The following is a 23120-nucleotide window of genomic DNA, read 5'->3' as shown; positions in this document are numbered from 1 at the left end:
TTGGGTGGGGGGCCGCGTTCGTGGGGCGCCTGCAGCCGGCTTGTTCCCCACCCCGCCCCTTCCCGGCTGTGACATTTGCGGCTCCGCCGCGTGGGGGGCAAGCCCCCAGACCCCCAGACGCCCCTTGGGGTCCCCCGGACGAAGTCTGGGGGAATGTCCTCAAACGCCAGACGGGCTGAAGGCGCGGGGGCTGGGGCGCAGCCCCCGCGGCGGCATCGCGCAGCGTCCGTCAGGGGGTGAGTTCCCCTGCGTACGGTGGCTGCGCTCCCGGGCGGGAGCAGGTGATCGCGGCTGCCATCGCCGCGTAGCCCAGCGTGTCGGCCCAGGCGCCCGCGCCCAGCGCATCCAGCGCGCCCGCCGACAGCGCACCGTGGGCCGAAAGCCGGTGCAGCAGCGCCGCGTTCACCGTGTCGCCCGCGCCGATCGTGTCCGCGACGGCGACCCGTACCGCCGGGACGTCGGCCTTCGCCCCGGTCCGCGTCCGTACCGCCAGCCCGCCCGCGCCCCGCGTCAGCACCACCGCCGCAGGGCCCTCCGCCAGCCACTCCTCCACCGCCCCGCCGAGCCACTCCGCGTCGTCCTCCGACAGCTTCAGCAGCGTGACGTACGGCAGCCAGCTCCGGAAGCGGGCCCGGTAGGCCTCCGGGTCCGGGATCAGGCCGGGCCGGATGTTCGGGTCGAGCAGGGTGAACACCCCGCGCCCCGCCTCCTGCCGCAGCAGCGCCTCGTACGCACTCGCCCCCGGCTCCAGCACCAGAGAGCAGGTGCCCAGCGCCAAGGCACGTACCATCGAAGGAAGTTCGGGCGGCAGCTCGAAGAGACGGTCCGCGCTGCCCTGCGCGTAGAAGCCGTATCCGGCCGACCCGTCCGCGCCCAGCGTCGCCACCGCCAGCGTCGTCGGCTCCGGACCGCGCTGGACGAGCGAGGTGTCCACCCCCGCCTTCCGCAGCCCGTCGACGAGAGCCTCGCCGAAGCCGTCCGTCGAGATGCGCGAGCAGAACGCCGCAGGGGCGCCGAGCCGGCCCAGCGCGACAGCGGTGTTGTACGGTCCGCCGCCCAGGCGCGGCAGCAGCGGCGCCAGCGGGCCCGTGTCCTGCCCCTGCGGCACCAGGTCGATCAGCGACTCTCCGGCGACGACGATCACGGGCCAGAACGTAACCCATCGCCGTTCGATTACGACAGCCCGCGCGAGGGGCTCCGATCTCCGCCGGTATCGTCGGGTCTGTCACCGAACCCTCTGACCAGTGGAGACCGCATGTCCGGCCAGCCAGCCCCCCGCCGTACCGTGCTGAAGGGCGTCGTCCTCGCCGGCGCGGCCGGACTGGGCGTGGCGGCCTGCTCCACCGAATCGAAGCTCGGTCACGCCAAGCCGCTGCCGAGCACGCCCGTGGATCTGGGTGCGGCGGACGAGGTTCCTGTCGGTGGCGCCAAGCTCTACCGCGAGCAGCGCATCCTCGTGAGCTGCCCGGCCAAGGGTGAGTTCAAGGCGTTCAGCGCGCAGTGCACGCACGCGGGCTGCGTCCTCGACAAGATCGAGAAGGACGTGGGCAACTGCCCCTGCCACGGCAGCCTCTTCGATGTGGCGACCGGCGAGGTGCTGCAGGGCCCGGCCACCGTGCCGCTGCCCGCGATCCCGGTCAAGGTCCAGGGCGGCAAGCTGGTCGCCAACCCGGAGGGCGGTTCGAAGGCTGGTCCCAAGGCCTGACGTCACTCCCAGTCCCAGTCGATTCCGAGGATCCCGGCCCGCACCCCCTGCTCGACCAGGTGCACCGTCCCGTGCCGTCCGCTCAGCGTCAGGTCCTTCCGGGCACCGCGCGCCGCACCCGCCGAGGTCTGCGTGAAGCGGTGGCACCGCACGGGCAGCGCCCGCTCGTCGAAGCGGACCTGGAGTACGTACTGGCCGCCGGTGTAGCTGAAGCCGCGGACGTACTCGCTGCTGGGGCCGCCGGTGCCGTCCTCGACGGCGTAACCGAAGAGGTACGTCTCACCGGCCCTCAGCCGGGCGTCGAAGAGCAGCTCGGCCACGAGAACCCCGGTCTCTTTGTCCCACCGCACACGCCCGGTCCGGCAGTTCTCCCCGGCCCGCACGACGACGCGCCCCGGGTCGCACCCCGGATCCCCGTGGTGGATGGCCAGGTAGCGGTCGATGCCGTCCCGGTGGGAACGCACGACGTGCTGCGATTCGCGCCCCAGCAGCTCCCGCGCCGCTCCGATCCGTACGCGCTCATGGTGGCCGACGGTGTGCAGCCCGCCGTCGGCCGGGGACTCCAGCTCGGCGAGCAGCTGCTCCAGGGCGTGGGAGGGCTCGACAAGAGTGCGGTACGAGCGCGCGGCGGGGCGCTCCACGTCTGCGCGCGAGCCCTCTGTGCCGAGCAGCCGGATCAGCGAATCGCCGGGCAGCTTCAGCAGCTCCTCCAGGGCGCGTACGGCCCGCAGTGACTCGGGGCGCTGCGGGCGCCGCGCGCCCTGCTGCCAGTAACTGAGGCTGGTGACACCGACCTTGATCCCGCGGCTCGCCAGGTGGTGCTGGACGCGCTGCAACGGCAGGCCGCGCACCGCGAGGGCGGCGCGCAGGGCCAGGTGGAACGGGCCGGTGTGCAGCGCCTGCTCCAGATCGGCCTGCGCAGGACGGCCCGCGGTCTCAGCAGTGCTCGCAGTGCCCGCGGCGTCCGTCCCCGGCTTCAGGATCTGCGGCATCGGATTCCTCCAGTGAACGTTCACGAGGAGCCGGCGCGACGGTGCGCCTGCGGGGATTTTCGGCCAGGTTGGGCGGGCGGGGGCGTTCACACCGCGGCCACACCGTTCACAGCTCTGTGCCACCCCGCATTCAAGCGTGTTGACCAGTCCCCGACAACACTTGATGCTCCTTTCAACAGCGTCCGGACGCGCTCCTCCAATCCCCACCCCCCACCCCCCGCTTCGGGAGGAACGCGATGCGTAACCGAAAGAGACGGCTCTCCCTCGCCGCCGGGATTGCCGCAGCCTTGCTCAGCGTGCCCGCCACCGCCACAACAGCCGCCGCCGCAACCACCACCGCCACCCCGACCACCACGACCGTCACCGACAACCCATCGGTGACGCTCGCCTCCAAGCGCCTGAACATCACCATGCAGGCCCAGCAGAAGACCAACTGGTGCTGGGCGGCAGGCGGCAACACCATCGCCGCATGGTTCGGCAGGAACTACAGCCAGAACCAGTTCTGCAACGCCGCCTTCGGCCGCCAGCAAGGCACCGAATGCCCCAACAACCAGGCCACCCTCGGGAACGTCCAAAACGGTCTTGCATGGGCGGGCATCAACCCCGGTTCGTACGTCACAGGCTGGCTCCGCTACCCGACCGTGCAGACCGAGGTCAACGCCGACCGGCCCATAGAGACCCGCATCCAGTGGCAGAGCGGCGGCGGACACATGCACGTCATCTACGGCTACGACACCGCCAACAGCTGGGTCTACTGGGGCGATCCATGGGCCACGAGCGACCGCTACAACTGGGCCTCCCACAGCTGGTACGTCAACAACAACTCCTTCTCGTGGACCCACTCGCTCTACCGGATAGGGGCGTGACAGCGATGACCGGACACGCCACCCGGGCGCTCTCACGGGCGATTGTCGCCGCGGCCGCCGCGACCCTCCTCCTCGGCCTCGCCCCACAGGCCACCGCCGTCGAGAACCCGACCCCTCCCGCCGTTCCAGCCGCCCCCTCTGCCGAGCACCGCGCCGCCGCACACAAGGCGGCAGCAGCCCCCGCCACCCTCGACACACTGGCCCGCTTCTTCGCCCGCGAGGGCGCGGTCACCAGGGCGGCGGCCGACCCCCGGGTCGAGGCCGTCACCGTGCCCGTCTACACCCTCGCCCCCGATTTCGTCGCGGGCCGCAAGGGCGCCCCGGTCGCGCGGCTGGAGTACCTGGCGGGCAAGGCCGTCTCGTCCGACGGCCAGAAGGCATCCCTGTGGATGGTGCCCAAGAACGACAGCTCCTGGCAGGTGGTGAACATCGCCACCGGCGACGACGAAACGCGCTACGCCGCACAGGGCGCCCGCAAGCTCCCCGGCGGCACCGTCTTCCACGAGCCGCAGACCGACGCCTGGTACGTGCAGCGCAAGGCGCGCGTGCTGCCTCTGGACGAGGACGCGGTACGGGCCGTGGGCGCCGGCGGCACCACGCTCGCCGCCTACCAGGACCGCGTTGAGAAGGCGTACGGCGACAAGCTCCCCGGTTCGGCGTACGCGAAGAAGGGCAAGGCGGGGGGCTACGCGGCAAAGGCTGCCGCCACAGCCGCTCCCGAGCCGTCACTCGTCGCCCCACTGGCCGCAGGCGCGGGGGGCATCGCTGCCCTTGCCCTGATCACGACAGCGTTCCGGATACGCCGCCGCACAGCCCAGGGCGGGTAGCCACGAGGGGGTGGGAGGGAGGCCCCACGCACACCTCCCACCCCCGGGCGACCCCGCACTGTCACTGCCCGCCAGTAGGGTGTGTGACATGGCCGACCCCTCCAGCTACCGCCCCAAGCCGGGACAGATCCCCGACTCGCCGGGGGTCTATAAATTCCGCGACGAGCACCGCCGGGTGATCTACGTCGGGAAGGCCAAAAGCCTGCGCCCGCGCCTCTCCTCGTACTTCCAGGACCTGGCCAATCTCCACCCGCGCACCCGGAGCATGGTCACCACCGCCGCGTCCGTCGAGTGGACGGTCGTCTCCACCGAGGTCGAGGCGCTCCAGCTGGAGTACTCCTGGATCAAGGAGTTCGACCCCCGCTTCAACGTCAAGTACCGCGACGACAAGAGCTATCCGTCCCTCGCCGTGACCCTCAATGAGGAGTTCCCCAGGGTCCAGGTCATGCGCGGCCCCAAGAAGAAAGGCGTGCGCTACTTCGGTCCGTACGGACACGCCTGGGCGATCCGCGAGACCGTCGACCTGATGCTCCGCGTCTTCCCCGTACGCACCTGCTCCGCCGGTGTCTTCAAGAACGCCGCCAGGACCGGACGCCCTTGCCTCCTCGGCTACATCGGCAAGTGCTCCGCGCCCTGCGTCGGCCGCGTCACTCCCGAGGAGCACCGCGAACTGGCCGAGGAATTCTGCGACTTCATGGCCGGCCGCACCGGCACGTACCTCAAGCGCATCGAGCAGCAGATGCACGAGGCCGCCGAGGAGATGGAGTACGAGAAGGCGGCCCGCCTGCGCGACGACATAGGAGCCCTGCGCCGCGCCCTGGAAAAGAACACGGTGGTCTTCAACGACGCCACCGACGCCGACCTGGTCGCGGTCGCCGAGGACGAGCTGGAAGCCGCCGTCCAGATCTTCCACGTACGCGGCGGGCGGGTGCGCGGCCAGCGCGGCTGGGTCACCGACAAGGTCGAGGCCGTCGACACGGCGGGCCTCGTCGAGCACGCGCTCCAGCAGCTGTACGGCGACGAGCAGGGCGACGCCGTCCCCAAGGAGGTCCTCGTACCGGCCCTCCCCGAGGACAGCACGGCGGTGTCCCAGTGGCTCGCCGACCGCCGTGGCTCGAACGTGTCGCTGCGCATCCCGCAGCGCGGCGACAAGAAGGACCTGATGGCGACGGTCCAGCGCAACGCACAGCAGGCCCTCGTCCTGCACAAGACCAAGCGCGCGTCCGACCTGACCACCCGCTCCCGCGCCCTGGAGGAGATCGCGCAGGCTCTCGACCTGGACTCCGCCCCCCTGCGCATCGAGTGCTTCGACATCTCCCACCTCCAGGGCGACGACGTGGTGGCCTCCATGGTCGTCTTCGAGGACGGGCTGGCCCGCAAGAGCGAGTACCGCCGCTTCCAGATCAAGGGCTTCGAGGGACAGGACGACGTCCGGTCCATGCACGAAGTGCTGTCCCGCCGCTTCAAGCGCTATCTCCAGGAGAAGGAGAGGACGGGGGAGTGGATCGAGGCGAACGGGGCCACGGAGGTGCCTGCCGAGCCGCAGGTGGAGGACGACGGCAGGCCGAAGCGTTTCGCGTACCCGCCCCAGCTCGTCGTGGTCGACGGCGGACAGCCCCAGGTGGCCGCCGCCCAGCGTGCCCTCGACGAGCTCGGCATCGACGACATCGCCGTCTGTGGCCTCGCCAAGCGCCTCGAAGAGGTCTGGGTGCCCGGCGAGGACGACCCGGTGGTCCTGCCCCGCAGCAGCGAGGGCCTCTACCTCCTGCAGCGCGTCCGCGACACGGCCCACGACTTCGCCATCCGCTACCAGCGCACCAAGCGCGCCAAGCGCTTCAGGGCAGGTCCGCTCGACGAGGTCCCCGGCCTCGGAGACACACGCAAGCAGGCCCTGGTCAAGCACTTCGGTTCGGTGAAAAAGCTCCGATCCGCGACAATCGACCAGATCTGCGAGGTGCCGGGGATAGGCCGCAAGACGGCCGAGACCGTCGCCGCGGCCCTCGCACAGGCGGCACCGGCCGCACCCGCCGTGAACACGGCGACAGGAGAGATCATTGAAAACGACGAGGAAGCTGCGGGAACCGCGGGAGCCGCACCCGTGGCCTCCCCGCCGGAACGGGGGCAGCAGGAATGACTGAGCACGACGGAGACGGAGCACACGTGAGTACGGGCACGACCGGGGAGCCCCCAGAGATCGGTGACACCGCACACAACGGGGACACCGGGCACAACGGTGAGGCCGGACACAACGGTGAGGCGACCGAGCCGGCCATCCCCGAGCTGGTGATCATCTCCGGCATGTCGGGAGCGGGCCGCAGCACCGCCGCCAAGTGCCTGGAGGACCTCGGCTGGTTCGTCGTCGACAACCTGCCGCCCGCCCTGATCCCCACCATGGTGGAACTCGGCGCCCGCTCGCAGGGCAATGTCGCCCGTATCGCCGTGGTCGTGGACGTACGCGGCAGACGGTTCTTCGACAACCTCCGCGAGTCCCTGGCCGACCTGGACGCCAAGGAGGTCACCCGGCGCATCGTCTTCCTGGAGTCCTCGGACGACGCCCTGGTACGCCGTTTCGAATCCGTACGCCGCCCCCACCCGCTCCAGGGCGACGGCCGGATCACCGACGGCATCGCGGCCGAACGCGACCTGCTGCGCGAGCTGCGCGGTGACGCCGACCTGGTCATCGACACATCCAGCCTCAACGTCCACGAGCTGCGCGCCAAGATGGACGCCCAGTTCGCGGGCGACGACGAGCCGCAGCTGCGCGCCACCGTCATGTCGTTCGGCTACAAGTACGGCCTGCCGGTCGACGCCGACCTCGTCGTCGACTGCCGCTTCCTGCCGAACCCCCACTGGGTCCCGGAGCTGCGCCCCTTCACCGGCCTCAACGAAGAGGTCTCCGGGTACGTCTTCAACCAGCCGGGTGCCAAGGAGTTCCTCGACCAGTACACCGAGCTGCTCCAGCTCATCGCGTCCGGCTACCGCCGCGAGGGCAAGCGTTACGTCACCATCGCCGTCGGCTGTACGGGCGGCAAGCACCGCAGTGTGGCCATGTCGGAGAAGCTGGCCGCCCGCCTCTCCTCCGAAGGCGTCGAGACCGTCATCGTCCACCGGGACATGGGGCGCGAGTGACCGGACGCAATCTCCGCCTGCGGCGGCTGCGCGGCAGCGACCCCACGCGGCCGTTCCGCAAGCGGGGCGCCCAGCCCAAGGTCGTCGCCCTCGGCGGCGGCATGGGCCTGTCCGCGTCGCTGACCGCGCTGCGCCGGATCACCGGCGACCTGACCGCCGTGGTCACCGTCGCCGACGACGGCGGCTCCAGCGGACGGCTGCGCGACGAGCTCGGCGTGCTGCCGCCCGGTGATCTCCGCAAGGCGCTCGCCGCGCTCTGCGGCGACGACGACTGGGGCCAGACCTGGTCGCGCGTCATCCAGCACCGCTTCTCCAGCCGCGGCGACCTGCACGACCACGCCGTGGGCAACCTGCTGATCGTCGCCCTGTGGGAGCAGCTCGGCGACCATGTGCAGGCCCTCGACCTGGTCGGCAAGCTGCTCGGCGCGCACGGCCGGGTGCTGCCCATGTCCGCCGTGCCGCTGGAGCTCCAGGCGCTCGTACGCGGGCACGACCCGAAGCACCCGGACCATGTCGACACGGTCCGGGGCCAGGCGACCGTGGCGCTCACTCCGGGCGAGGTGCAGTCCGTGCACCTCGTCCCGCACGACCCGCCGGCGGTCCCCGAGGCTGTCGCGGCGGTCCTCGACGCGGACTGGGTGGTGCTCGGCCCGGGCTCCTGGTTCTCCTCCGTGATCCCGCACCTTCTCGTGCCCGAGCTGCTCGACGCGCTCATCGAGACGAAGGCCCGCCGGGTCCTGTCCCTCAACCTCGCGCCGCAACCCGGAGAAACCGATGGCTTCTCTCCGCAGCGTCATTTGGAGGTTTTGGGACGACACGCCCCTAAACTCGCCCTGGACGTGGTGCTGGCCGACAAGGCCGCCGTGCCCGACCGCGAGTCCCTCGCCGATGCCGCCAAGCGGCTCGGTGCCGCGGTCGAGCTGGCGCCGGTCGCCGCGCCCAATGGCTTCCCGAAGCATGATCCGGAGCTGTTGGCCGCCGCGTACGACCGTATTTTTCGGATGCATGGAAGGATCGGCCCATGGCGATGACGGCAGCGGTGAAGGACGAAATCTCCCGGCTTCCCGTCACCCGGACCTGCTGCAGGAAGGCGGAGGTCTCGGCGATTCTTCGGTTCGCGGGCGGGCTGCACCTGGTGAGCGGCCGGATTGTGATCGAGGCGGAGCTGGATGTGAGCTTCGCGGCGCGCAGGCTCAAGAAAGACATTCTGGAAATCTTCGGACACCACTCCGAGCTGGTGGTGATGGCGCCGAGCGGGCTGCGCCGCGGCTCCCGTTACCTCGTACGAGTGGTGGCGGGCGGCGACCAGCTCGCGCGGCAGACCGGCCTGGTCGACGGCCGGGGCCGGCCCATCCGCGGTCTGCCCCCGCAGGTCGTCTCCGGCGCCACGTGTGACGCCGAGGCCGCCTGGCGCGGTGCGTTCCTCGCGCACGGCTCGCTCACCGAGCCGGGCCGCTCGTCCTCGCTGGAGGTGACCTGTCCGGGACCCGAGGCCGCTCTCGCCCTGGTCGGCGCCGCCCGCAGGCTCTCCATCGGCGCCAAGGCGCGCGAGGTCCGGGGCGTGGACCGTGTCGTCGTACGGGACGGGGACGCGATCGGCGCCCTGCTGACCCGCCTCGGCGCGCACGAGTCCGTACTGGCCTGGGAGGAGCGGCGGATGCGCCGCGAAGTCCGTGCCACCGCCAACCGCCTGGCCAACTTCGACGACGCGAACCTGCGCCGCTCCGCACGGGCCGCGGTCGCCGCGGGCGCCCGGGTGGGCCGCGCGCTGGAGATCCTCGGCGAGGAGGTGCCCGAGCACCTCGCCGCCGCGGGCCGCCTGCGCATGGACCACAAGCAGGCCTCCCTGGAGGAGCTGGGAGCGCTGGCCGATCCTCCGCTGACGAAGGACGCGGTCGCGGGCCGTATCCGCCGTCTGCTGGCGATGGCCGACAAGCGGGCGCAGGACCTGGGCATTCCCGGTACGGAGTCCACCATCACCGAGGAAATGGCGGACGGCCTGGTCGGCTGAGTCCGCTCGCTCGCTCAACGTGCCGTCGTCGGCGTCCCCTTGGGGCGTCGGCGGCGGTTTTCGTACCCCTCACGCACTATTGACATGACCATGAACTGTCATGAGCCTGGCGTCTGTTCACTTACGTGGCAGACAACAGCAAGGGGGGCTCATGAGACGCAGAGCGAGATCGATCCTCGCAGCGGGCGCATTGCTGCTCGGCGGTGTGGCTGTGGCACCGGTGGCTCAGGCCGAGGGGGCGGGCGGGACCGGCGCGGCCAGTGCGGAAACAGGCGCCGAAACGGGCGCCGACGCCGGAGCAGTCAAAGTCTTCAACGCCGATGTCACGAAGGAGCAGATACCCCTGCTCCTCGCGGCCGGCCAGGACGCCCATGAAATGGGCGAGCGGGCCCCCGAGAAGGGCACGGCGCGCGTCGAGCTCTTCCTCACCGACGCCCAGGCCGCCGACCTGGCGAAGAGGGGCGTCAAGAACGTCACGGAGCGCAAGGTCTCGGCGAAGACCGAGGCGCGCATCGCCGCCGCAGGCGACGGCGTCTACCGCCCGTACAGCGGCAAGGGCAATCTCCAGGAGGAGATCGTCAAGACCGGCCAGGCGCACCCCGGCCTCACCAAGGTCGTCTCCATCGGCAAGACGCTTCAGGGCAAGGACATCCTCGCCCTGAAGCTCACCAAGGGCGCCAGGAAGACCAAGGATGGCGCCAAGCCCTCCGTGCTGTACCTGTCCAACCAGCACGCCCGCGAGTGGATCACCCCCGAGATGACCCGGCGGCTGATGCACCACTATCTGGACCAGTACGGCAAGGACCGCCGCATCACGAAGATCGTGGACTCCACCGAGCTGTGGTTCGTGCTCTCCGCCAACCCGGACGGCTACGACTGGACCCACGACCCGGACGGCGACCGCCTCTGGCGCAAGAACATGCGCGACATCGACGCCGACGGCAAGTACACGCCGGGCGACGGCGTCGACCTCAACCGCAACTTCGCCTACAAGTGGGGCTACGACAACGAGGGTTCGTCCCCGAACCCCGCCAGCGCCACCTACCGCGGCGCTTCCCCCATGTCCGAGCCCGAAACCCAGGCCCTCGACCGTTTCCAGAAGCGCATCGGCTTCGAATACGGCATCAACTACCACTCCGCCGCCGAGCTGATCCTCTACGGCGTGGGCTGGCAGGTCGCCACCCCGACCCCCGACGACGTGCTCTACAAGGCCCTCGCCGGTACACCCGAGAACCCCGCGGTCCCCGGCTATCACCCCCAGGTCTCCTCCGAGCTCTACACCACCAACGGAGAGGCCGACGGCCACGCCGCCAACATCAACGGCATCATGATGTTCACACCGGAGATGACCACCTGTCGGACGGCGTCGAACATCGACCCGAACGACCAGTGGAAGCCCGAGGACTGCCAGTCCGGCTTCAACTTCCCCGACGACGAGAAGCTGATCCAGGCGGAGTTCGCCAAGAACATCCCCTTCGCCCTCTCCGTCGCCGAGACCGCCGCCCACCCCGACCAGCCGTCGTCGTCCGTCGGCATGGCGGCCCCCGACTTCACCGTCGACCCCTTCACCACGTCCTACGCACGCGGCGGTGACCAGAGCGTCGCCGTCACGGCCCGCAAGTCGGTCCGCGGCAAGGAGCTCAACTACCGCATCAACGGCGGCCGTACGCACTCCATCGAAGACGGGCTGGAGCACTGGAAGGGTGGCGAGACCTACGGCGGCGACGACAGCCTCTGGTTCGCCGAGTACCGCGCCGAGGTCGAGGGCGCCGATCCCGGCGACAAGGTCGAAGTCTGGTTCAGCGGCCGTACGAAGGCAGGAAAGCGCACCTCCAGCGAGCACTTCACCTACACCGTCGCCGAGCGCCCCCGCGCCGACACCCTGGTGATCGCCGAGGAGGGCGCACCCGCCCAGCACGCCCAGACGTACGTCGACGCCCTCAAGGCGAACGGCCGTACCGCAGCAGTCTGGGACGTCGCCGCACAGGGCGCCCCACACACCCTCGGCGTCCTCTCCCACTTCCGTACGGCCGTCCACTACACGGGCGCCAAGGCACCGACAGGCCCCACTCAGCTGGCCGTACGCGGCTTCCTCAACGAGGGCGGAAAGCTGATCGAGGCCGGTGAGCTGGCGGGCGGCAACGCGGTCGTCGGACCGGCCACCACCAACGACTTCAGCCAGTACTACCTCGGCGCCTACGGCCGTACGAACGGGACCGGCGCCACCGGATTCACCGGCAACGGACCGCTCGCAGGCGCTGACAGCACCTTGACAGGCGCCCCCGGCAACCCGCTGGACGCGGCCGGGGCGTACACCGTCACGTCGGACACCCTGCCGCCCGCGCAGTTCCCGCAGTTCCAGAGCGCACAGGCGGGCCGCTACACAGGCGTCATCAATCCGTACGCTCCGTACGCGGGCCAGTGGATGGCCGCTGCCTCGCACGAGGACAACGACTGGAAGCGCCTCACCCGCACCGTCGACCTCACCGGCGTGAGCGCGGCCGACAAGCCGCAGCTGCGCCTCGCCCTCAACTGGAACACCGAGACCGCCTACGACCACGCCGTCCTGGAGGCCCACACCACGGGCGCCGAGGACTGGACCACCCTCCCAGAGGCCGGCGGCGCCACCAAGACCGCCGTTCCGGCCGAGTGCGACCAGGGCTACTTCATCAATGGCCACCCCTTCCTGAAGCACTACCTCACCCTGGAGGCGGGCGGCTGCCGAGCGACCGGCACCAGTGGAGCCTGGAACAGCTTCACCGGCTCCTCCGGCGGCTGGAGGCAGGTCTCCTTCGACCTCAGCGCCTACGCGGGCAAGAAGGTCGAGCTGTCGCTGAGCTCCATCACCGACCCGGGCAGTGGCGGCCGCGGCGTCTTCGTCGACGACGCGCGCCTGACCGTCGGCGGGGCCGACAAGGAGAGCGAGGGCTTCGAGACCTCCCTGGGGGCCTGGACGGTCCCGGGAGCACCGGCGGGCAGTCCCGCTGTCGGCGGCGACTGGGCGCGGTCGGGTGAGCTGTTCAAGTCCTATGCAGCGGTCACCACACGTGACACGGTGCTGTTCGGCTTCGGCCTGGAGCATGTGCCGGGTGCGGGTGACCGGTCCGCACTGCTCGGGAAGGCGCTGAGTTCGCTCCGGCGCTGACTCTGAGTGACTGGAGCCGGCAAGGCCCCCGAGGCCCGGCGGCCCGTACTCCTACTGGGGAGTAGGGGTCGCCGGGCCGCGTCACGGCCCTCTCGATGTCACCCCGAGCTCCACGGAGGGGTAGGGTCGGAACCGGTCGGGGACATCCCATACATCTCGCCGGCGTCGAAACCCGGCGTACCAACGAGGAGATCGGTTCGTGACGATCCGCGTAGGCATCAACGGCTTCGGCCGCATCGGGCGCAACTACTTCCGGGCGCTGCTGGAGCAGGGTGCGGACATCGAGATCGTGGCTGTCAACGACCTGGGTGACACTGCGACCACGGCACACCTTCTGAAGTACGACACGATCCTCGGCCGTCTCAAGGCCGACGTCTCGCACACGGCGGACACCATCACTGTCGACGGACACACCATCAAGGTGCTGTCCGAGCGCAACCCGGCGGACATTCCGTGGGGCAAGCTCGGCGTCGACGTCGTGATCGAGTCGACCGGCATCTTCACCAAGAAGGCCGATGCCGAGAAGCACATCGCCGGTGGTGCCAGGAAGGTCCTCATCTCGGCTCCGGCCAAGGACGAAGACATCACCATCGTGATGGGCGTCAACCAGGACAAGTACGACCCGGCGAACCACCACGTCATCTCCAACGCCTCCTGCACCACGAACTGTGTGGCGCCGATGGCCAAGGTTCTCGACGAGAACTTCGGCATCGTCAAGGGCCTGATGACGACGGTGCACGCGTACACCAACGACCAGCGCATCCTGGACTTCCCGCACTCCGACCTGCGTCGCGCTCGCGCCGCCGCGGAGAACATCATCCCGACCACCACCGGTGCCGCCAAGGCCACGGCGCTGGTCCTTCCGCAGCTCAAGGGCAAGCTCGACGGCATCGCGATGCGCGTCCCGGTCCCGACCGGCTCGGTCACCGACCTGGTCATCACGCTGGAGCGCGAGGTCACCAAGGACGAGATCAACACGGCCTTCCAGAAGGCCGCCGAGGGCGAGCTCAAGGGCATCGTCGAGTACACGGTCGACCCGATCGTGTCCTCCGACATCGTCAACGAGCCTGCTTCCTGCACCTTCGACTCGTCGCTGACCATGGCCGAGGGCACCCAGGTGAAGGTCATCGGCTGGTACGACAACGAGTGGGGCTACTCCAACCGCCTCGTCGACCTCACGGTCTTCGTCGGCAGCCAGCTCTGATCCGTACGGCAGGCACCTCGATGTGAGCACAGGGTCCGGGCAGCGCAACGTGGCGCTGTCCGGGCCCTGTCGCGTGTTTTGTCTCCAAGGAGTCCAGTAAAAAGATGAAGACGATCGACGAACTTCTCGCCGAAGGGGTCGCGGGCAAGCGGGTATTCGTCCGCGCCGACCTCAATGTGCCGCTCGACAACGGCACCGGCATCGCAAAGATCACAGACGACGGCCGCATCCGCGCCGTCCAGCCGACGATCGAGAAGCTCGCCGCCGCGGGCGCCCGGGTCGTCGTCGCCTCGCACCTGGGCCGCCCGAAGGGCGCCCCGGACCCGGCCTTCTCCCTCGCCCCCGCCGCCGCGCGCCTCGGTGAACTCCTCAAGGCCGAGGTCGCCTTCGCGACCGACACGGTCGGCGAGTCCGCCAAGGCCGTCGTCGCGGGCCTCGCCGACGGCCAGGTCGCCGTCATCGAGAACCTCCGCTTCAACGCCGGTGAGACCTCGAAGGACGACGCCGAGCGCGGCGCGTTCGCCGACCAGCTGGCCGAGCTCGCCGACGTGTACGTGGGCGACGGCTTCGGCGCCGTGCACCGCAAGCACGCCTCGGTCTTCGACCTCCCGGCCCGCCTCCCGCACGCCGCGGGCGGTCTCATCGCCACCGAGGTCGGCGTCCTCAAGAAGCTCACCGAGGACGTCGAGCGCCCGTACGTCGTGGTCCTCGGCGGCGCCAAAGTCTCCGACAAACTCGGCGTGATCGACCACCTGCTGGAGAAGGCCGACCGCATCCTGGTCGGCGGCGGCATGGCGTACACCTTCCTCAAGGCCCAGGGCCACGAGGTCGGCATCTCGCTGCTCCAGAAGGACCAGATTCCGACGGTCCTGGAATACCTGAAGCGCGCCAAGGAAAAGGGCGTGGAGTTCGTGCTCCCCGTCGACGTCCTGGTCTCCGCGGAATTCCCGGACCTGAAGACGAAGGCCCCGGCCAACCCGACGACCGTCGCGTCGGACGCCATCCCGGCCGACCAGGAGGGTCTGGACATCGGTCCCGAGACCCGCAAGCTGTACGCATCGAAGCTCGCCGACGCTGCCACCGTCTTCTGGAACGGTCCGATGGGCGTCTTCGAGCACCCCGACTACGCCGAGGGCACCAAGGCGGTTGCCCAGGCCCTCGTCGACAGCCCCGCCTTCACGGTGGTCGGCGGTGGCGACTCCGCCGCTGCCGTCCGCATCCTGGGCTTCGACGAGAACGCATTCGGCCACATCTCGACCGGTGGCGGCGCCAGCCTCGAATACCTCGAGGGCAAGACGCTTCCCGGCCTCGCCGCACTGGAGGACTGACCCGCAATGACTGCTCCTACCCAAGGGCGCACCCCGCTGATGGCGGGCAACTGGAAGATGAACCTCAACCACCTTGAGGCCATCGCCCACACCCAGAAGCTCGCCTTCGCGCTGGCCGACAAGGACTACGACGAGGTCGAGGTCGCGGTCCTGCCGCCGTTCACCGACCTGCGGTCCGTACAGACCCTGGTCGACGGCGACAAGCTCAAGATCAAGTACGGCGCCCAGGACCTCTCCGCGCACGACTCCGGTGCGTACACCGGCGAGATCTCGGGCACGATGCTGGCCAAGCTCAAGTGCACGTACGTCGCTGTCGGGCACTCCGAGCGCCGGCAGTACCACAACGAGACCGACGAGCTCTGCAACGCCAAGGTGAAGGCCGCGTACCGGCACGGCCTGACCCCGATCCTGTGCGTCGGTGAGGGCCTCGAAATCCGCAAGTCGGGCAATCAGGTCGAGTACACGCTCGCGCAGCTCGACGGCGGCCTCAAGGACATCCCGGCCGAGCAGGCCGAGTCCATCGTGATCGCGTACGAGCCGGTGTGGGCCATCGGCACCGGCGAGGTCGCCACCCCCGAGGACGCGCAGGAGGTCTGCGGAGCTATCCGCGGTCGTCTCGCGGAGCTGTACTCGCAGGAGCTGGCCGACAAGGTCCGGATCCAGTACGGCGGCTCGGTCAAGGCCGGAAACGTCGCCGCGATCATGGCGCAGCCCGACGTCGACGGCGCCCTGGTGGGCGGCGCGGCGCTGGACGCCGACGAGTTCGTCAAGATCGTCCGGTTCCGCGACCAGTGAGTAGGCCGTAGGGCCGATCCGTCGTACCCTGGCGGGGGCCGTGGTGGCTGTGCAGCAGCCGTCCGGCCCCCGTCGTCCGTTTCGCGAAGTCCGAAGTCCGAGGAAGTTGGTCCAGCCGTGGTTATGGGGTTCTCGATCACCCTGATCGTCTTCAGCCTGCTGCTGATGCTGCTGGTTCTGATGCACAAGGGGAAGGGCGGCGGTCTCTCCGACATGTTCGGCGGTGGCATGCAGTCGTCCGTCGGTGGGTCCTCGGTCGCCGAGCGCAACCTGGACCGCATCACGGTGGTAGTCGGTCTGCTGTGGTTTGCGTGCATTGTCGTTCTTGCGTTGCTGATGAAGCTGGACAGCTGAGTCATCCGTTCCGCGTTCTCGGATGGGGTGTAACTCCAATCACTGGACGCGCGTTGGGCCTTACGTAGACTGGGGCATCTTCGAGCACCATCACGCAGGGAGTTACGACCGTGGCAAGTGGCAACGCGATCCGGGGAAGCCGGGTCGGAGCGGGGCCGATGGGTGAGGCCGAGCGTGGCGAGTCCGCGCCCCGCCTCCGCATCTCCTTCTGGTGCTCGAACGGGCACGAGACGCAGCCGAGCTTCGCCAGCGACGCACAGGTTCCGGACAACTGGGACTGCCCGCGCTGCGGGTTCCCGGCCGGCCAGGACCGGGACAATCCGCCGGACCCGCCGCGCACCGAGCCGTACAAGACGCACCTCGCGTACGTACGGGAACGGCGCAGCGATGCGGACGGCGAGGCGATTCTCGCCGAGGCGCTCGCGAAACTGCGCGGCGAGATCTAGGAATTGCGGTCCGGCCGGACGCCTCAGGGTGTCCGGCCGGACCGCTTTCGCGTTCAGATCAATTAGGTTGGGGATGCCAGGGGGCATAGGGCAAGTACGCAGGTACGAGAAGAAGTGGGCTGATGTCCGAGATGAACGCAGAAAGCCGCACCAGGCTCAACCGGATGCCCGAGTGGACCGCACTGGGCAAGCACCGTGAGCAGCTGGGCGAGACGGATCTGCGAGAACTGTTCGCCGCCGGTCCCGAGCGGGGCAGCGAGTACACCCTGAAGGTCGGCGACCTCTATCTCGACTACTCGAAGCACCTGGTGACGGACGAGACGCTGAGGCTGCTGCGCGAGCTGGCTGCCGGGGCCGGGGTCGCGGAGCTGCGGGACGCGATGTTCCGCGGCGAGAAGATCAACACCACCGAGGACCGGGCGGTCCTGCACACCGCTCTGCGCGCGCCGCGCGACGCCATGATCGAGGTCGACGGGGAAAATGTCGTCCCCGCCGTGCACGCCGTGCTCGACAAGATGGCCGCCTTCGCCGACCGCGTCAGGTCGGGGGAGTGGACCGGCCACACCGGCAAGCGCATCAAGACCGTCGTCAACATCGGCATCGGCGGCTCCGACCTCGGACCCGCCATGGCGTACGAGGCGCTGCGCTCCTTCACCGACCGCGACCTCACCGTCCGTTTCGTGTCGAACGTCGACGGGGCCGATCTGCACGAGGCCGTGCGGGACTTGGACCCGGCCGAGACGCTGTTCATCATCGCGTCCAAGACCTTCACCACGATCGAGACCATCACCAACGCCACGTCCGCGCGCAACTGGCTGCTGACGAACCTGCGGGCCGACAGCGACGCCGTCGCCAAGCACTTCGTGGCGCTGTCGACAAATGCCGAAAAAGTCGCAGATTTTGGTATCGACACGGCCAACATGTTCGAGTTCTGGGACTGGGTCGGCGGGCGCTACTCGTACGACTCGGCCATCGGCCTCTCGCTGATGATCGCCATCGGCCCCGGCCGCTTCCGCGAGATGCTCGACGGCTTCCACCTCGTCGACGAGCACTTCCGCACCGCACCGGCCGAGGAGAACGCGCCGCTGCTCCTCGGGCTGCTGGGCGTCTGGTACGGGGGCTTCTTCGACGCGCAGTCGCACGCGGTCCTGCCGTACTCGCACTACCTCGGCAAGTTCACGGCGTACCTCCAGCAGCTCGACATGGAGTCCAACGGCAAGTCCGTGGACCGCGACGGCAACCCGGTCGACTGGCAGACGGGCCCGGTCGTGTGGGGCACGCCCGGCACCAACGGGCAGCACGCGTACTACCAGTTGCTGCACCAGGGCACCAAGTTCATTCCCGCGGACTTCATCGGCTTCGCGAGGCCGGTCGCCGACCTCACGCCCGGCCTGGAGGCCCAGCACGACCTGCTCATGGCGAACTTCTTCGCCCAGACGCAGGCGCTGGCCTTCGGCAAGACGCCCGACGAGGTACGGGCGGAAGGAGTGGCCGAGGAACTGGTCGCGCACAAGACCTTCCGGGGCAACCGGCCGACCACGACGATCCTCGCCGAGGAGCTCAGCCCGTCCGTGCTCGGCCAGTTGATCGCGCTGTACGAGCACAAGGTCTTCGTACAGGGCGCCATCTGGAACATCGACTCGTTCGACCAGTGGGGCGTCGAGCTCGGCAAGGTTCTCGCGAAGAAGATCGAGCCGGTACTGACGGAAGGCACCGGCGGCGAGCAGCTGGACAGCTCGACCGCGACGCTGGCCGCCAAGTACCGTACGCTGCGCGGCCGCTGACCGGGGCACGGCTCCGGTGAGCGGGGGGACGAGCGGGGCGGCGGACGGGGCGACCGTGCGTCTCAGGCCGCCGAACAACACGCTCGACCGGCGCGTCGTCGACTGGTGGCGGACGCAGTGGCTGCTGCTGACCGCGGTCCCCGTGGCCGTACTGGCCGTGCTGGGCGCACTCGTCGCGACCGCACGGCCGTGGCTGCTGCTGTCCGCCGGGGTGCTCGCGGCGCTCGGGGCGGCCTGCGCGGTGTTCCTGCCGCTGTGGTGGTTCCGGGTGCACCGCTGGGAGGTCACGGACGACGCGGTGTACGTACGTACCGGCTTCTTCTGGCAGGAGTGGCGCATCGCGCCGATGTCGCGGATCCAGACCGTGGACACCGTGCGCGGTCCGCTGGAGCAGGCGTTCAGGCTGGCCACGGTCATAGTCACCACGGCGTCCTCCAAGGGCGCGGTGAAGATCGAGGGGCTCGACCACGAGCTCGCGGCTGAGCTGGCCGAGCAGCTGACGCGGATCACGCGGGGGACGCCGGGGGACGCGACGTGAGCTCGCGCGGGGGCGGCGACGGGGGCGGCGGCGACGACGGATGGCGGCGGCTCGATCCGCGCACCGTCCTCGTCGCCGCGCTCGTCATGGCGGGCATCGCGGCGGGCGCCGGAGTGCCCGTCACGATCGGCCTCGCGGGCGGCAGGCCACTGTGGCAGGCGCTCGCCTGGGTGCTGGCCGGATCCCTTCTGCTGATCGCGGGCGGCGCCGGGCTCGACTACGTACGGTGGCGCAGGACCCGCTACCGCATCGGCCCCGAGCGCGCCGAACTCCACACCGGACTGCTGCTGGTCAAGCGCCGCTCGCTGGCCCGTGAACGCATCCGCAGCGTCGACCTGACGGCCAATGTGCTGCTGCGGGTCCTCGGCCTGGTGAAGGTCCGTATCGGTACGGGCGAGCACTCCGGCGGCGGCGAATCCACCCTCGAATTCGACCCGGTGGCCCGCGAGGAGGGCGAACGGCTCCGCACGGAACTGCTGAACCGCGCAGCCGCCTCCGCGTCGCCCGGTCCCCACCGCGAGGGCGAACTCGCCACCCTCGACCCCGCCTGGATCCGCTACGCACCCGTCTCGTTCGTCGCCCCGGCGCTGGGCGGTGCGGCGGCCGGGGGGCTCATGCAGGTCAGCGAATGGTTCGGTGCCCAGGGGAAGTTGATCGCGTGGGCGGGCGAGCGCTTCCGGGACACCCCGGTGGTGTGGGTGGTCGTGGTGCTCGTCTTCGGGGCATGCGCGGCGGGTGTTGTCGGGGCGCTCGGGCTGTGGGTCGAGATGTGGTGGAACTACCGGCTGGAGCGGGAGCCGGGCGGCACGCTGCGTGTACGCCGCGGACTGTTCACCACCCGGTCGATCTCCATCGAGGAGCGTCGGCTGCGGGGCGTGGAGCTCATCGAGCCGATCGGCGTACGGACGCTGGGGGCGGCGCGGGTGGACGCGGTCGCGACCGGGCTCGCCGAGGACGACGACGGTACGCACGCCGACCACAAGACGCTGCTGCCGCCTGCGCCGCGCGCGACGGCGGAAGCGGTCGCGGCGCACATCCTGCGCGAGCCGTCCTCGCCGACGAGCGCGGCCCTCCTCACCCCGCACCCTCGCGCCGCCCGCACGCGCCGGCTGCGGTGGGCGCTGGGGGCGGCGCTGCTTCCGGTGCTCGTGCTCGGTGTGCTCGGCGCGCTGTTGGCGGACGTCCTGCTGCTGTGCGTTGCGGGGGGCTGCGCGGTCGTGTTGCTGCCGGTGGCGGTGCTGCTGGCTCTTGACGCGTACCGCGCGTTGGGGCACGGCGTCAGTGGCGACTATCTGGTGGCGCGGTCCGGGACGGTGCGGCGCACGACGGTGGCGCTCCAGCGGGGTGGAGTGATCGGCTGGACGGTCAAGCAGTCGGTGTTCCAGCGCCGGGCGGGGCTTGTCACGCTGACCGCTACTACGGCTGCCGGGGAGGGGGCGTATTCGGTGTACGACGCGGCGGAGGGTGAGGGGCTGGCGTTCGCGGACGCGGCGGTGCCGGGGTTGTTGGGGCGGTTTTTGGAACGGGGGTGAGGTGCGGGCGGCGGTGCGGGTTCGGGTTGCCTGCGGCGCTGTTTCCCCTACCCGCCCCTTCCCGAAGCTGGGGCTCCGCCCCAGACCCCGCTCCTCAAACGCCGGAGGGGCTGAATCTTTCAGCCCGTCAGGGGGTCTGGGGGCTTGCCCCCAGTTTCGGGAAAGGGGCGGGTAGGGGAACAGCGCCGCAGGCACCGCTCAGACCGCCGCGGCCAGGGTGTCCGCCGACCTGCGTCGGGCCGCCCGCGTCGCCGGTAGCGCCGCCACCGCCACCGCTCCCAGGACCGCCGCCGACACCACCAGCAGCAGGACGACCGCGTCCGGCGCCCGCGCGATGCCCGCTCCGATTCCGTTCGAGCGGCCCTGCGCATCGATCAGCGCGCTGCCGGCCAGTACACCTAGCGCCGTACCGGACACAGCCGCCGCCAGCGCCGTGAAACCGGCGGCCGCCACGATCATCGCCGTGATCTGACGTGGGGTCAGCCCCATCGCCTTCAGCGCGGGCAGGTCCCGCTCCCGCTCGCGCACTCCCGCGCCGATCATGGTGAGCAGTTCGGTGAGTCCGATCAGTGCGAGCACTGCGATCAGGCCGACCACCACCCCGCGTGCCGGGGTGAGCCAGGCGGCCGGAGCGGTCGCTTCCCTGATTTCCAGGCGGGCGTCCAGGTCGCGTGCGTCCGCGCCGGGGCGCAGTCGTAGCTGGTAGAAGGTGGGGTTCAGCGCGGGGTCGCGCTCGCGGAGCGTGTCGAGGTCGGTGGTGATCACCCGGCCCGCGTTCTCCGGCTCGATGCTGCGGCCGACGATGTGCAGGATCTGCGGGCGGCCTCCGACCGTCATCCGCACCCAGTCGCCGACCTCGATGTCGAGCAGATCGAGCAGCCCCTGGCCCGCCACGGCCTCGTCGGGCCCGTGCGGAGCCCGGCCCTCGGCGGGTGAGAAGGGGTACGGGTCGGTGCGCGAGCCCAGGCCGCGCAGGGCGATCGTGCCGGTCTGGCCGGGGACCAGCGCCGCGACCTCCACGCCCGGGTGGGCTGCGGCGACCTCGGGGCTCGCGTCCAGCACGGCCCGTACGTCCTGGTCCTTGAGACCGTCGGACGCCCGCGCCGTGAGTTCACCGCCCTGGAAGCTGTCCAGCGTGGACCACGCACTCAGCGCGACCGTGATCAGGAGCAGCGGCAGGGCCAGCCGGGCGATCGAGGACAGGGAGCGGGCCCGGCGCCGGAACGCGTTGCGCCAGCCGAGCACCAGCGCGGGCGGGACGTTCAGCCCGAGCGCGCTTCGGGCCACGGCCGACATCCGGCCGCCGGCCGGGGCGGCCGCCCGCAGCGCGGGGACGGGCGGGACGCGCCCCGCACGCCACGCGGCAAGCCCGGTCGCCGCACCGATGAACAGCACGGTGGCGGCGGGGAGGGACAACAGGGCGGCGGTGTGCCCGGGAAGGTCCTGCCACACCCCGACCGCTTCGCCGATCCGGCCCGGCGTCCGGGCGCCCAGGGTCTCGACGAGCACCGTCCCCAGGACGACTCCGGACAGGGCGAAGGCGAGGTGCTGGGCCAGGAAGATGCGTACGACCTGCCCAGGGGTGAAGCCGATGGCCTTGAGGACGGCGATGTCCCGGAGATGACCGCGGATCCGGGTGCTGATCGCACCGGTCACCGCCAGCGCGGCGGCCAGCAGGGCGCCGAGCCCGAAAAGGCCGAGGAGAAGGCCGAGCAGCCGGTTGTCGCTCTGCGCCTCGGCGCGCGCCTGATGCCAGCTGGAGACTTCGGTGACGTCGTCGGCGCGGAGCGCGGTGACCGCGCGCTGCACGGCGAAGTCGGTGTCGTCGGGCTGGTCGAGCCGCAATCCGACGACCTGTCCGAGGCGGTCGCCCGGCGCCCCGGCGAGGGCGGGTTCGCCGGACAGTACCCAGCCGGTGCCCGGCCGGTCGCCGGGACGGTACGGGGACTCGGCGCTGTCCGCGACGCCGACGACGGTCAACGTACGCACGGAGCCGCGGGCGCCCGGCACCGAGAGCGTGTCCCCGGGGCCGGCCCACAGGGCGTCGGCCAGGCTGCTCTCCAGGACGATGCCGCCGGGTGCGGCCCGGTCGAGCCAGCGCCCCGAGGTGATCAGCGGGCGGCCGACGTCGGAGGGCTCCGGGGTGGCGCCGCGCAGCTCGACGGCCGCCTTCGCGCCCTGGGACCGTACGGTCGTACGGGCTGTACGGTACGGCCCGGCGAGCTCGTCGACCCCGTCCAGCCGGGCCAGTCCCGCCGCATCGGCGGTTGGGCTGGTGTGGATCCATACATGGGCGCCGCGGGACTGCGTGAAGACGCGCTGCCAGGGGTTGGCGGCGTAACTGAGCAGCGCACCGGCCAGGAGCAGGGAGACGATGATCCCGGCGGTCGCGAGCACGATGAAGAGCGCCTCGCCGCGATGCGTGCGCAGATCGGCGTGCGCCCAGCGCAGAGTGGCCCGCACC

At 70.4% G+C, this 23120-nt stretch carries 19 protein-coding genes; 16 read left to right on the top strand and 3 right to left on the bottom strand.

Annotation, left to right across the window (positions count from 1 at the left end; translation table 11 throughout):
* Positions 1 to 229: 229 nt before the first annotated feature.
* Positions 230 to 1144: a carbohydrate kinase family protein gene (locus tag PXH83_RS04870; protein WP_274557064.1), complete on the bottom strand. Its 915-nt coding sequence runs from the start codon at positions 1142 to 1144 to the stop codon at positions 230 to 232.
* 111 nt (positions 1145 to 1255) lie between these two features.
* On the opposite strand from PXH83_RS04870, the gene PXH83_RS04865 reads away from it, so the two are divergent.
* Positions 1256 to 1705: a Rieske (2Fe-2S) protein gene (locus PXH83_RS04865; RefSeq protein ID WP_214914494.1), complete on the top strand. Its 450-nt coding sequence runs from the start codon at positions 1256 to 1258 to the stop codon at positions 1703 to 1705.
* Positions 1706 to 1707: 2 nt separating this feature from the next.
* Here PXH83_RS04865 and PXH83_RS04860 read toward each other — a convergent pair whose 3' ends face one another.
* Positions 1708 to 2697 (bottom strand): hypothetical protein, encoded by a 990-nt coding sequence (locus PXH83_RS04860; protein WP_274557061.1) that lies wholly within the window; start codon positions 2695 to 2697, stop codon positions 1708 to 1710.
* 236 nt (positions 2698 to 2933) lie between these two features.
* On the opposite strand from PXH83_RS04860, the gene PXH83_RS04855 reads away from it, so the two are divergent.
* From PXH83_RS04855 to PXH83_RS04785, 15 genes are all read left to right on the top strand, one after another.
* Entirely contained in the window at positions 2934 to 3563 is a 630-nt protein-coding gene (locus PXH83_RS04855) for a papain-like cysteine protease family protein (protein WP_274557059.1), read from the top strand.
* A gap of 5 nt (positions 3564 to 3568) precedes the next feature.
* Positions 3569 to 4390, top strand: coding sequence for a hypothetical protein (locus PXH83_RS04850; protein WP_274562670.1), 822 nt, complete (start codon positions 3569 to 3571; stop codon positions 4388 to 4390).
* Positions 4391 to 4478: 88 nt separating this feature from the next.
* On the top strand, positions 4479 to 6524 hold the full coding sequence (uvrC, locus tag PXH83_RS04845) for an excinuclease ABC subunit UvrC (protein WP_274557058.1): 2046 nt from the start codon (positions 4479 to 4481) through the stop codon (positions 6522 to 6524).
* The gene (gene rapZ / locus PXH83_RS04840) at positions 6521 to 7519 is read left to right on the top strand and encodes an RNase adapter RapZ (protein WP_274557057.1); all 999 of its coding nucleotides are present in this window, start codon (positions 6521 to 6523) and stop codon (positions 7517 to 7519) included. Before uvrC ends, rapZ begins: the two co-directional genes overlap by 4 nt.
* Positions 7516 to 8550 (top strand): gluconeogenesis factor YvcK family protein, encoded by a 1035-nt coding sequence (locus tag PXH83_RS04835; protein ID WP_274557056.1) that lies wholly within the window; start codon positions 7516 to 7518, stop codon positions 8548 to 8550. Before rapZ ends, PXH83_RS04835 begins: the two co-directional genes overlap by 4 nt.
* Positions 8541 to 9530 carry a DNA-binding protein WhiA gene (gene whiA, locus PXH83_RS04830; protein ID WP_028813910.1) on the top strand — a complete coding sequence of 330 codons (990 nt, stop codon included), beginning with the start codon at positions 8541 to 8543 and terminating at the stop codon, positions 9528 to 9530. The genes PXH83_RS04835 and whiA overlap by 10 nt, the downstream gene beginning before the upstream one ends.
* Before the next feature lie 151 nt (positions 9531 to 9681).
* A complete protein-coding gene (locus PXH83_RS04825; RefSeq protein ID WP_274557051.1) occupies positions 9682 to 12675 on the top strand; it encodes a M14 family metallopeptidase in 2994 nt (997 codons plus the stop codon).
* A 199-nt stretch (positions 12676 to 12874) separates the two neighbouring features.
* A complete protein-coding gene (gene gap, locus PXH83_RS04820) occupies positions 12875 to 13879 on the top strand; it encodes a type I glyceraldehyde-3-phosphate dehydrogenase (RefSeq protein ID WP_274557048.1) in 1005 nt (334 codons plus the stop codon).
* 104 nt (positions 13880 to 13983) lie between these two features.
* Positions 13984 to 15207 carry a phosphoglycerate kinase gene (locus PXH83_RS04815; protein ID WP_274557046.1) on the top strand — a complete coding sequence of 408 codons (1224 nt, stop codon included), beginning with the start codon at positions 13984 to 13986 and terminating at the stop codon, positions 15205 to 15207.
* Between the two features lie 6 nt (positions 15208 to 15213).
* Positions 15214 to 16002, top strand: coding sequence for a triose-phosphate isomerase (tpiA, locus tag PXH83_RS04810; protein WP_274557031.1), 789 nt, complete (start codon positions 15214 to 15216; stop codon positions 16000 to 16002).
* 123 nt (positions 16003 to 16125) lie between these two features.
* Entirely contained in the window at positions 16126 to 16356 is a 231-nt protein-coding gene (secG, locus tag PXH83_RS04805; RefSeq protein ID WP_274557029.1) for a preprotein translocase subunit SecG, read from the top strand.
* Positions 16357 to 16466: 110 nt separating this feature from the next.
* Complete coding sequence (locus PXH83_RS04800) at positions 16467 to 16802, top strand: RNA polymerase-binding protein RbpA (protein ID WP_078947476.1); 336 nt, start codon at positions 16467 to 16469, stop codon at positions 16800 to 16802.
* A 131-nt stretch (positions 16803 to 16933) separates the two neighbouring features.
* Entirely contained in the window at positions 16934 to 18586 is a 1653-nt protein-coding gene (gene pgi / locus PXH83_RS04795) for a glucose-6-phosphate isomerase (RefSeq protein WP_274562669.1), read from the top strand.
* A 55-nt stretch (positions 18587 to 18641) separates the two neighbouring features.
* Positions 18642 to 19124 (top strand): PH domain-containing protein, encoded by a 483-nt coding sequence (locus PXH83_RS04790; protein ID WP_274557024.1) that lies wholly within the window; start codon positions 18642 to 18644, stop codon positions 19122 to 19124.
* Positions 19121 to 20656, top strand: a complete 1536-nt coding sequence (locus PXH83_RS04785; RefSeq protein ID WP_274557021.1) for a PH domain-containing protein — start codon at positions 19121 to 19123, stop codon at positions 20654 to 20656. The genes PXH83_RS04790 and PXH83_RS04785 overlap by 4 nt, the downstream gene beginning before the upstream one ends.
* A gap of 198 nt (positions 20657 to 20854) precedes the next feature.
* Here PXH83_RS04785 and PXH83_RS04780 read toward each other — a convergent pair whose 3' ends face one another.
* The gene (locus PXH83_RS04780; protein WP_274557019.1) at positions 20855 to 23119 is read right to left on the bottom strand and encodes an ABC transporter permease; all 2265 of its coding nucleotides are present in this window, start codon (positions 23117 to 23119) and stop codon (positions 20855 to 20857) included.
* Position 23120 lies beyond the last annotated feature (1 nt).

Source organism: Streptomyces spiramyceticus (assembly GCF_028807635.1).
Lineage (GTDB): Bacteria > Actinomycetota > Actinomycetes > Streptomycetales > Streptomycetaceae > Streptomyces > Streptomyces spiramyceticus.
The sequence above is the reverse complement of the archived record's forward strand: the minus strand, read 5'-3'. Positions and strand labels throughout refer to the sequence as shown.

Coding starts and splice junctions, on each gene's coding strand:
- PXH83_RS04860 (WP_274557061.1), bottom strand. CDS start 2,697: ATGCCGCAGATCCTGAAGCCGGGGACGGACGCCGCGGGCACTGCGAGC.
- tpiA (WP_274557031.1), top strand. CDS start 15,214: ATGACTGCTCCTACCCAAGGGCGCACCCCGCTGATGGCGGGCAACTGG.
- pgi (WP_274562669.1), top strand. CDS start 16,934: ATGAACGCAGAAAGCCGCACCAGGCTCAACCGGATGCCCGAGTGGACC.
- PXH83_RS04850 (WP_274562670.1), top strand. CDS start 3,569: ATGACCGGACACGCCACCCGGGCGCTCTCACGGGCGATTGTCGCCGCG.
- PXH83_RS04815 (WP_274557046.1), top strand. CDS start 13,984: ATGAAGACGATCGACGAACTTCTCGCCGAAGGGGTCGCGGGCAAGCGG.
- secG (WP_274557029.1), top strand. CDS start 16,126: ATGGGGTTCTCGATCACCCTGATCGTCTTCAGCCTGCTGCTGATGCTG.
- whiA (WP_028813910.1), top strand. CDS start 8,541: ATGGCGATGACGGCAGCGGTGAAGGACGAAATCTCCCGGCTTCCCGTC.
- PXH83_RS04865 (WP_214914494.1), top strand. CDS start 1,256: ATGTCCGGCCAGCCAGCCCCCCGCCGTACCGTGCTGAAGGGCGTCGTC.
- PXH83_RS04855 (WP_274557059.1), top strand. CDS start 2,934: ATGCGTAACCGAAAGAGACGGCTCTCCCTCGCCGCCGGGATTGCCGCA.
- PXH83_RS04825 (WP_274557051.1), top strand. CDS start 9,682: ATGAGACGCAGAGCGAGATCGATCCTCGCAGCGGGCGCATTGCTGCTC.
- rapZ (WP_274557057.1), top strand. CDS start 6,521: ATGACTGAGCACGACGGAGACGGAGCACACGTGAGTACGGGCACGACC.
- uvrC (WP_274557058.1), top strand. CDS start 4,479: ATGGCCGACCCCTCCAGCTACCGCCCCAAGCCGGGACAGATCCCCGAC.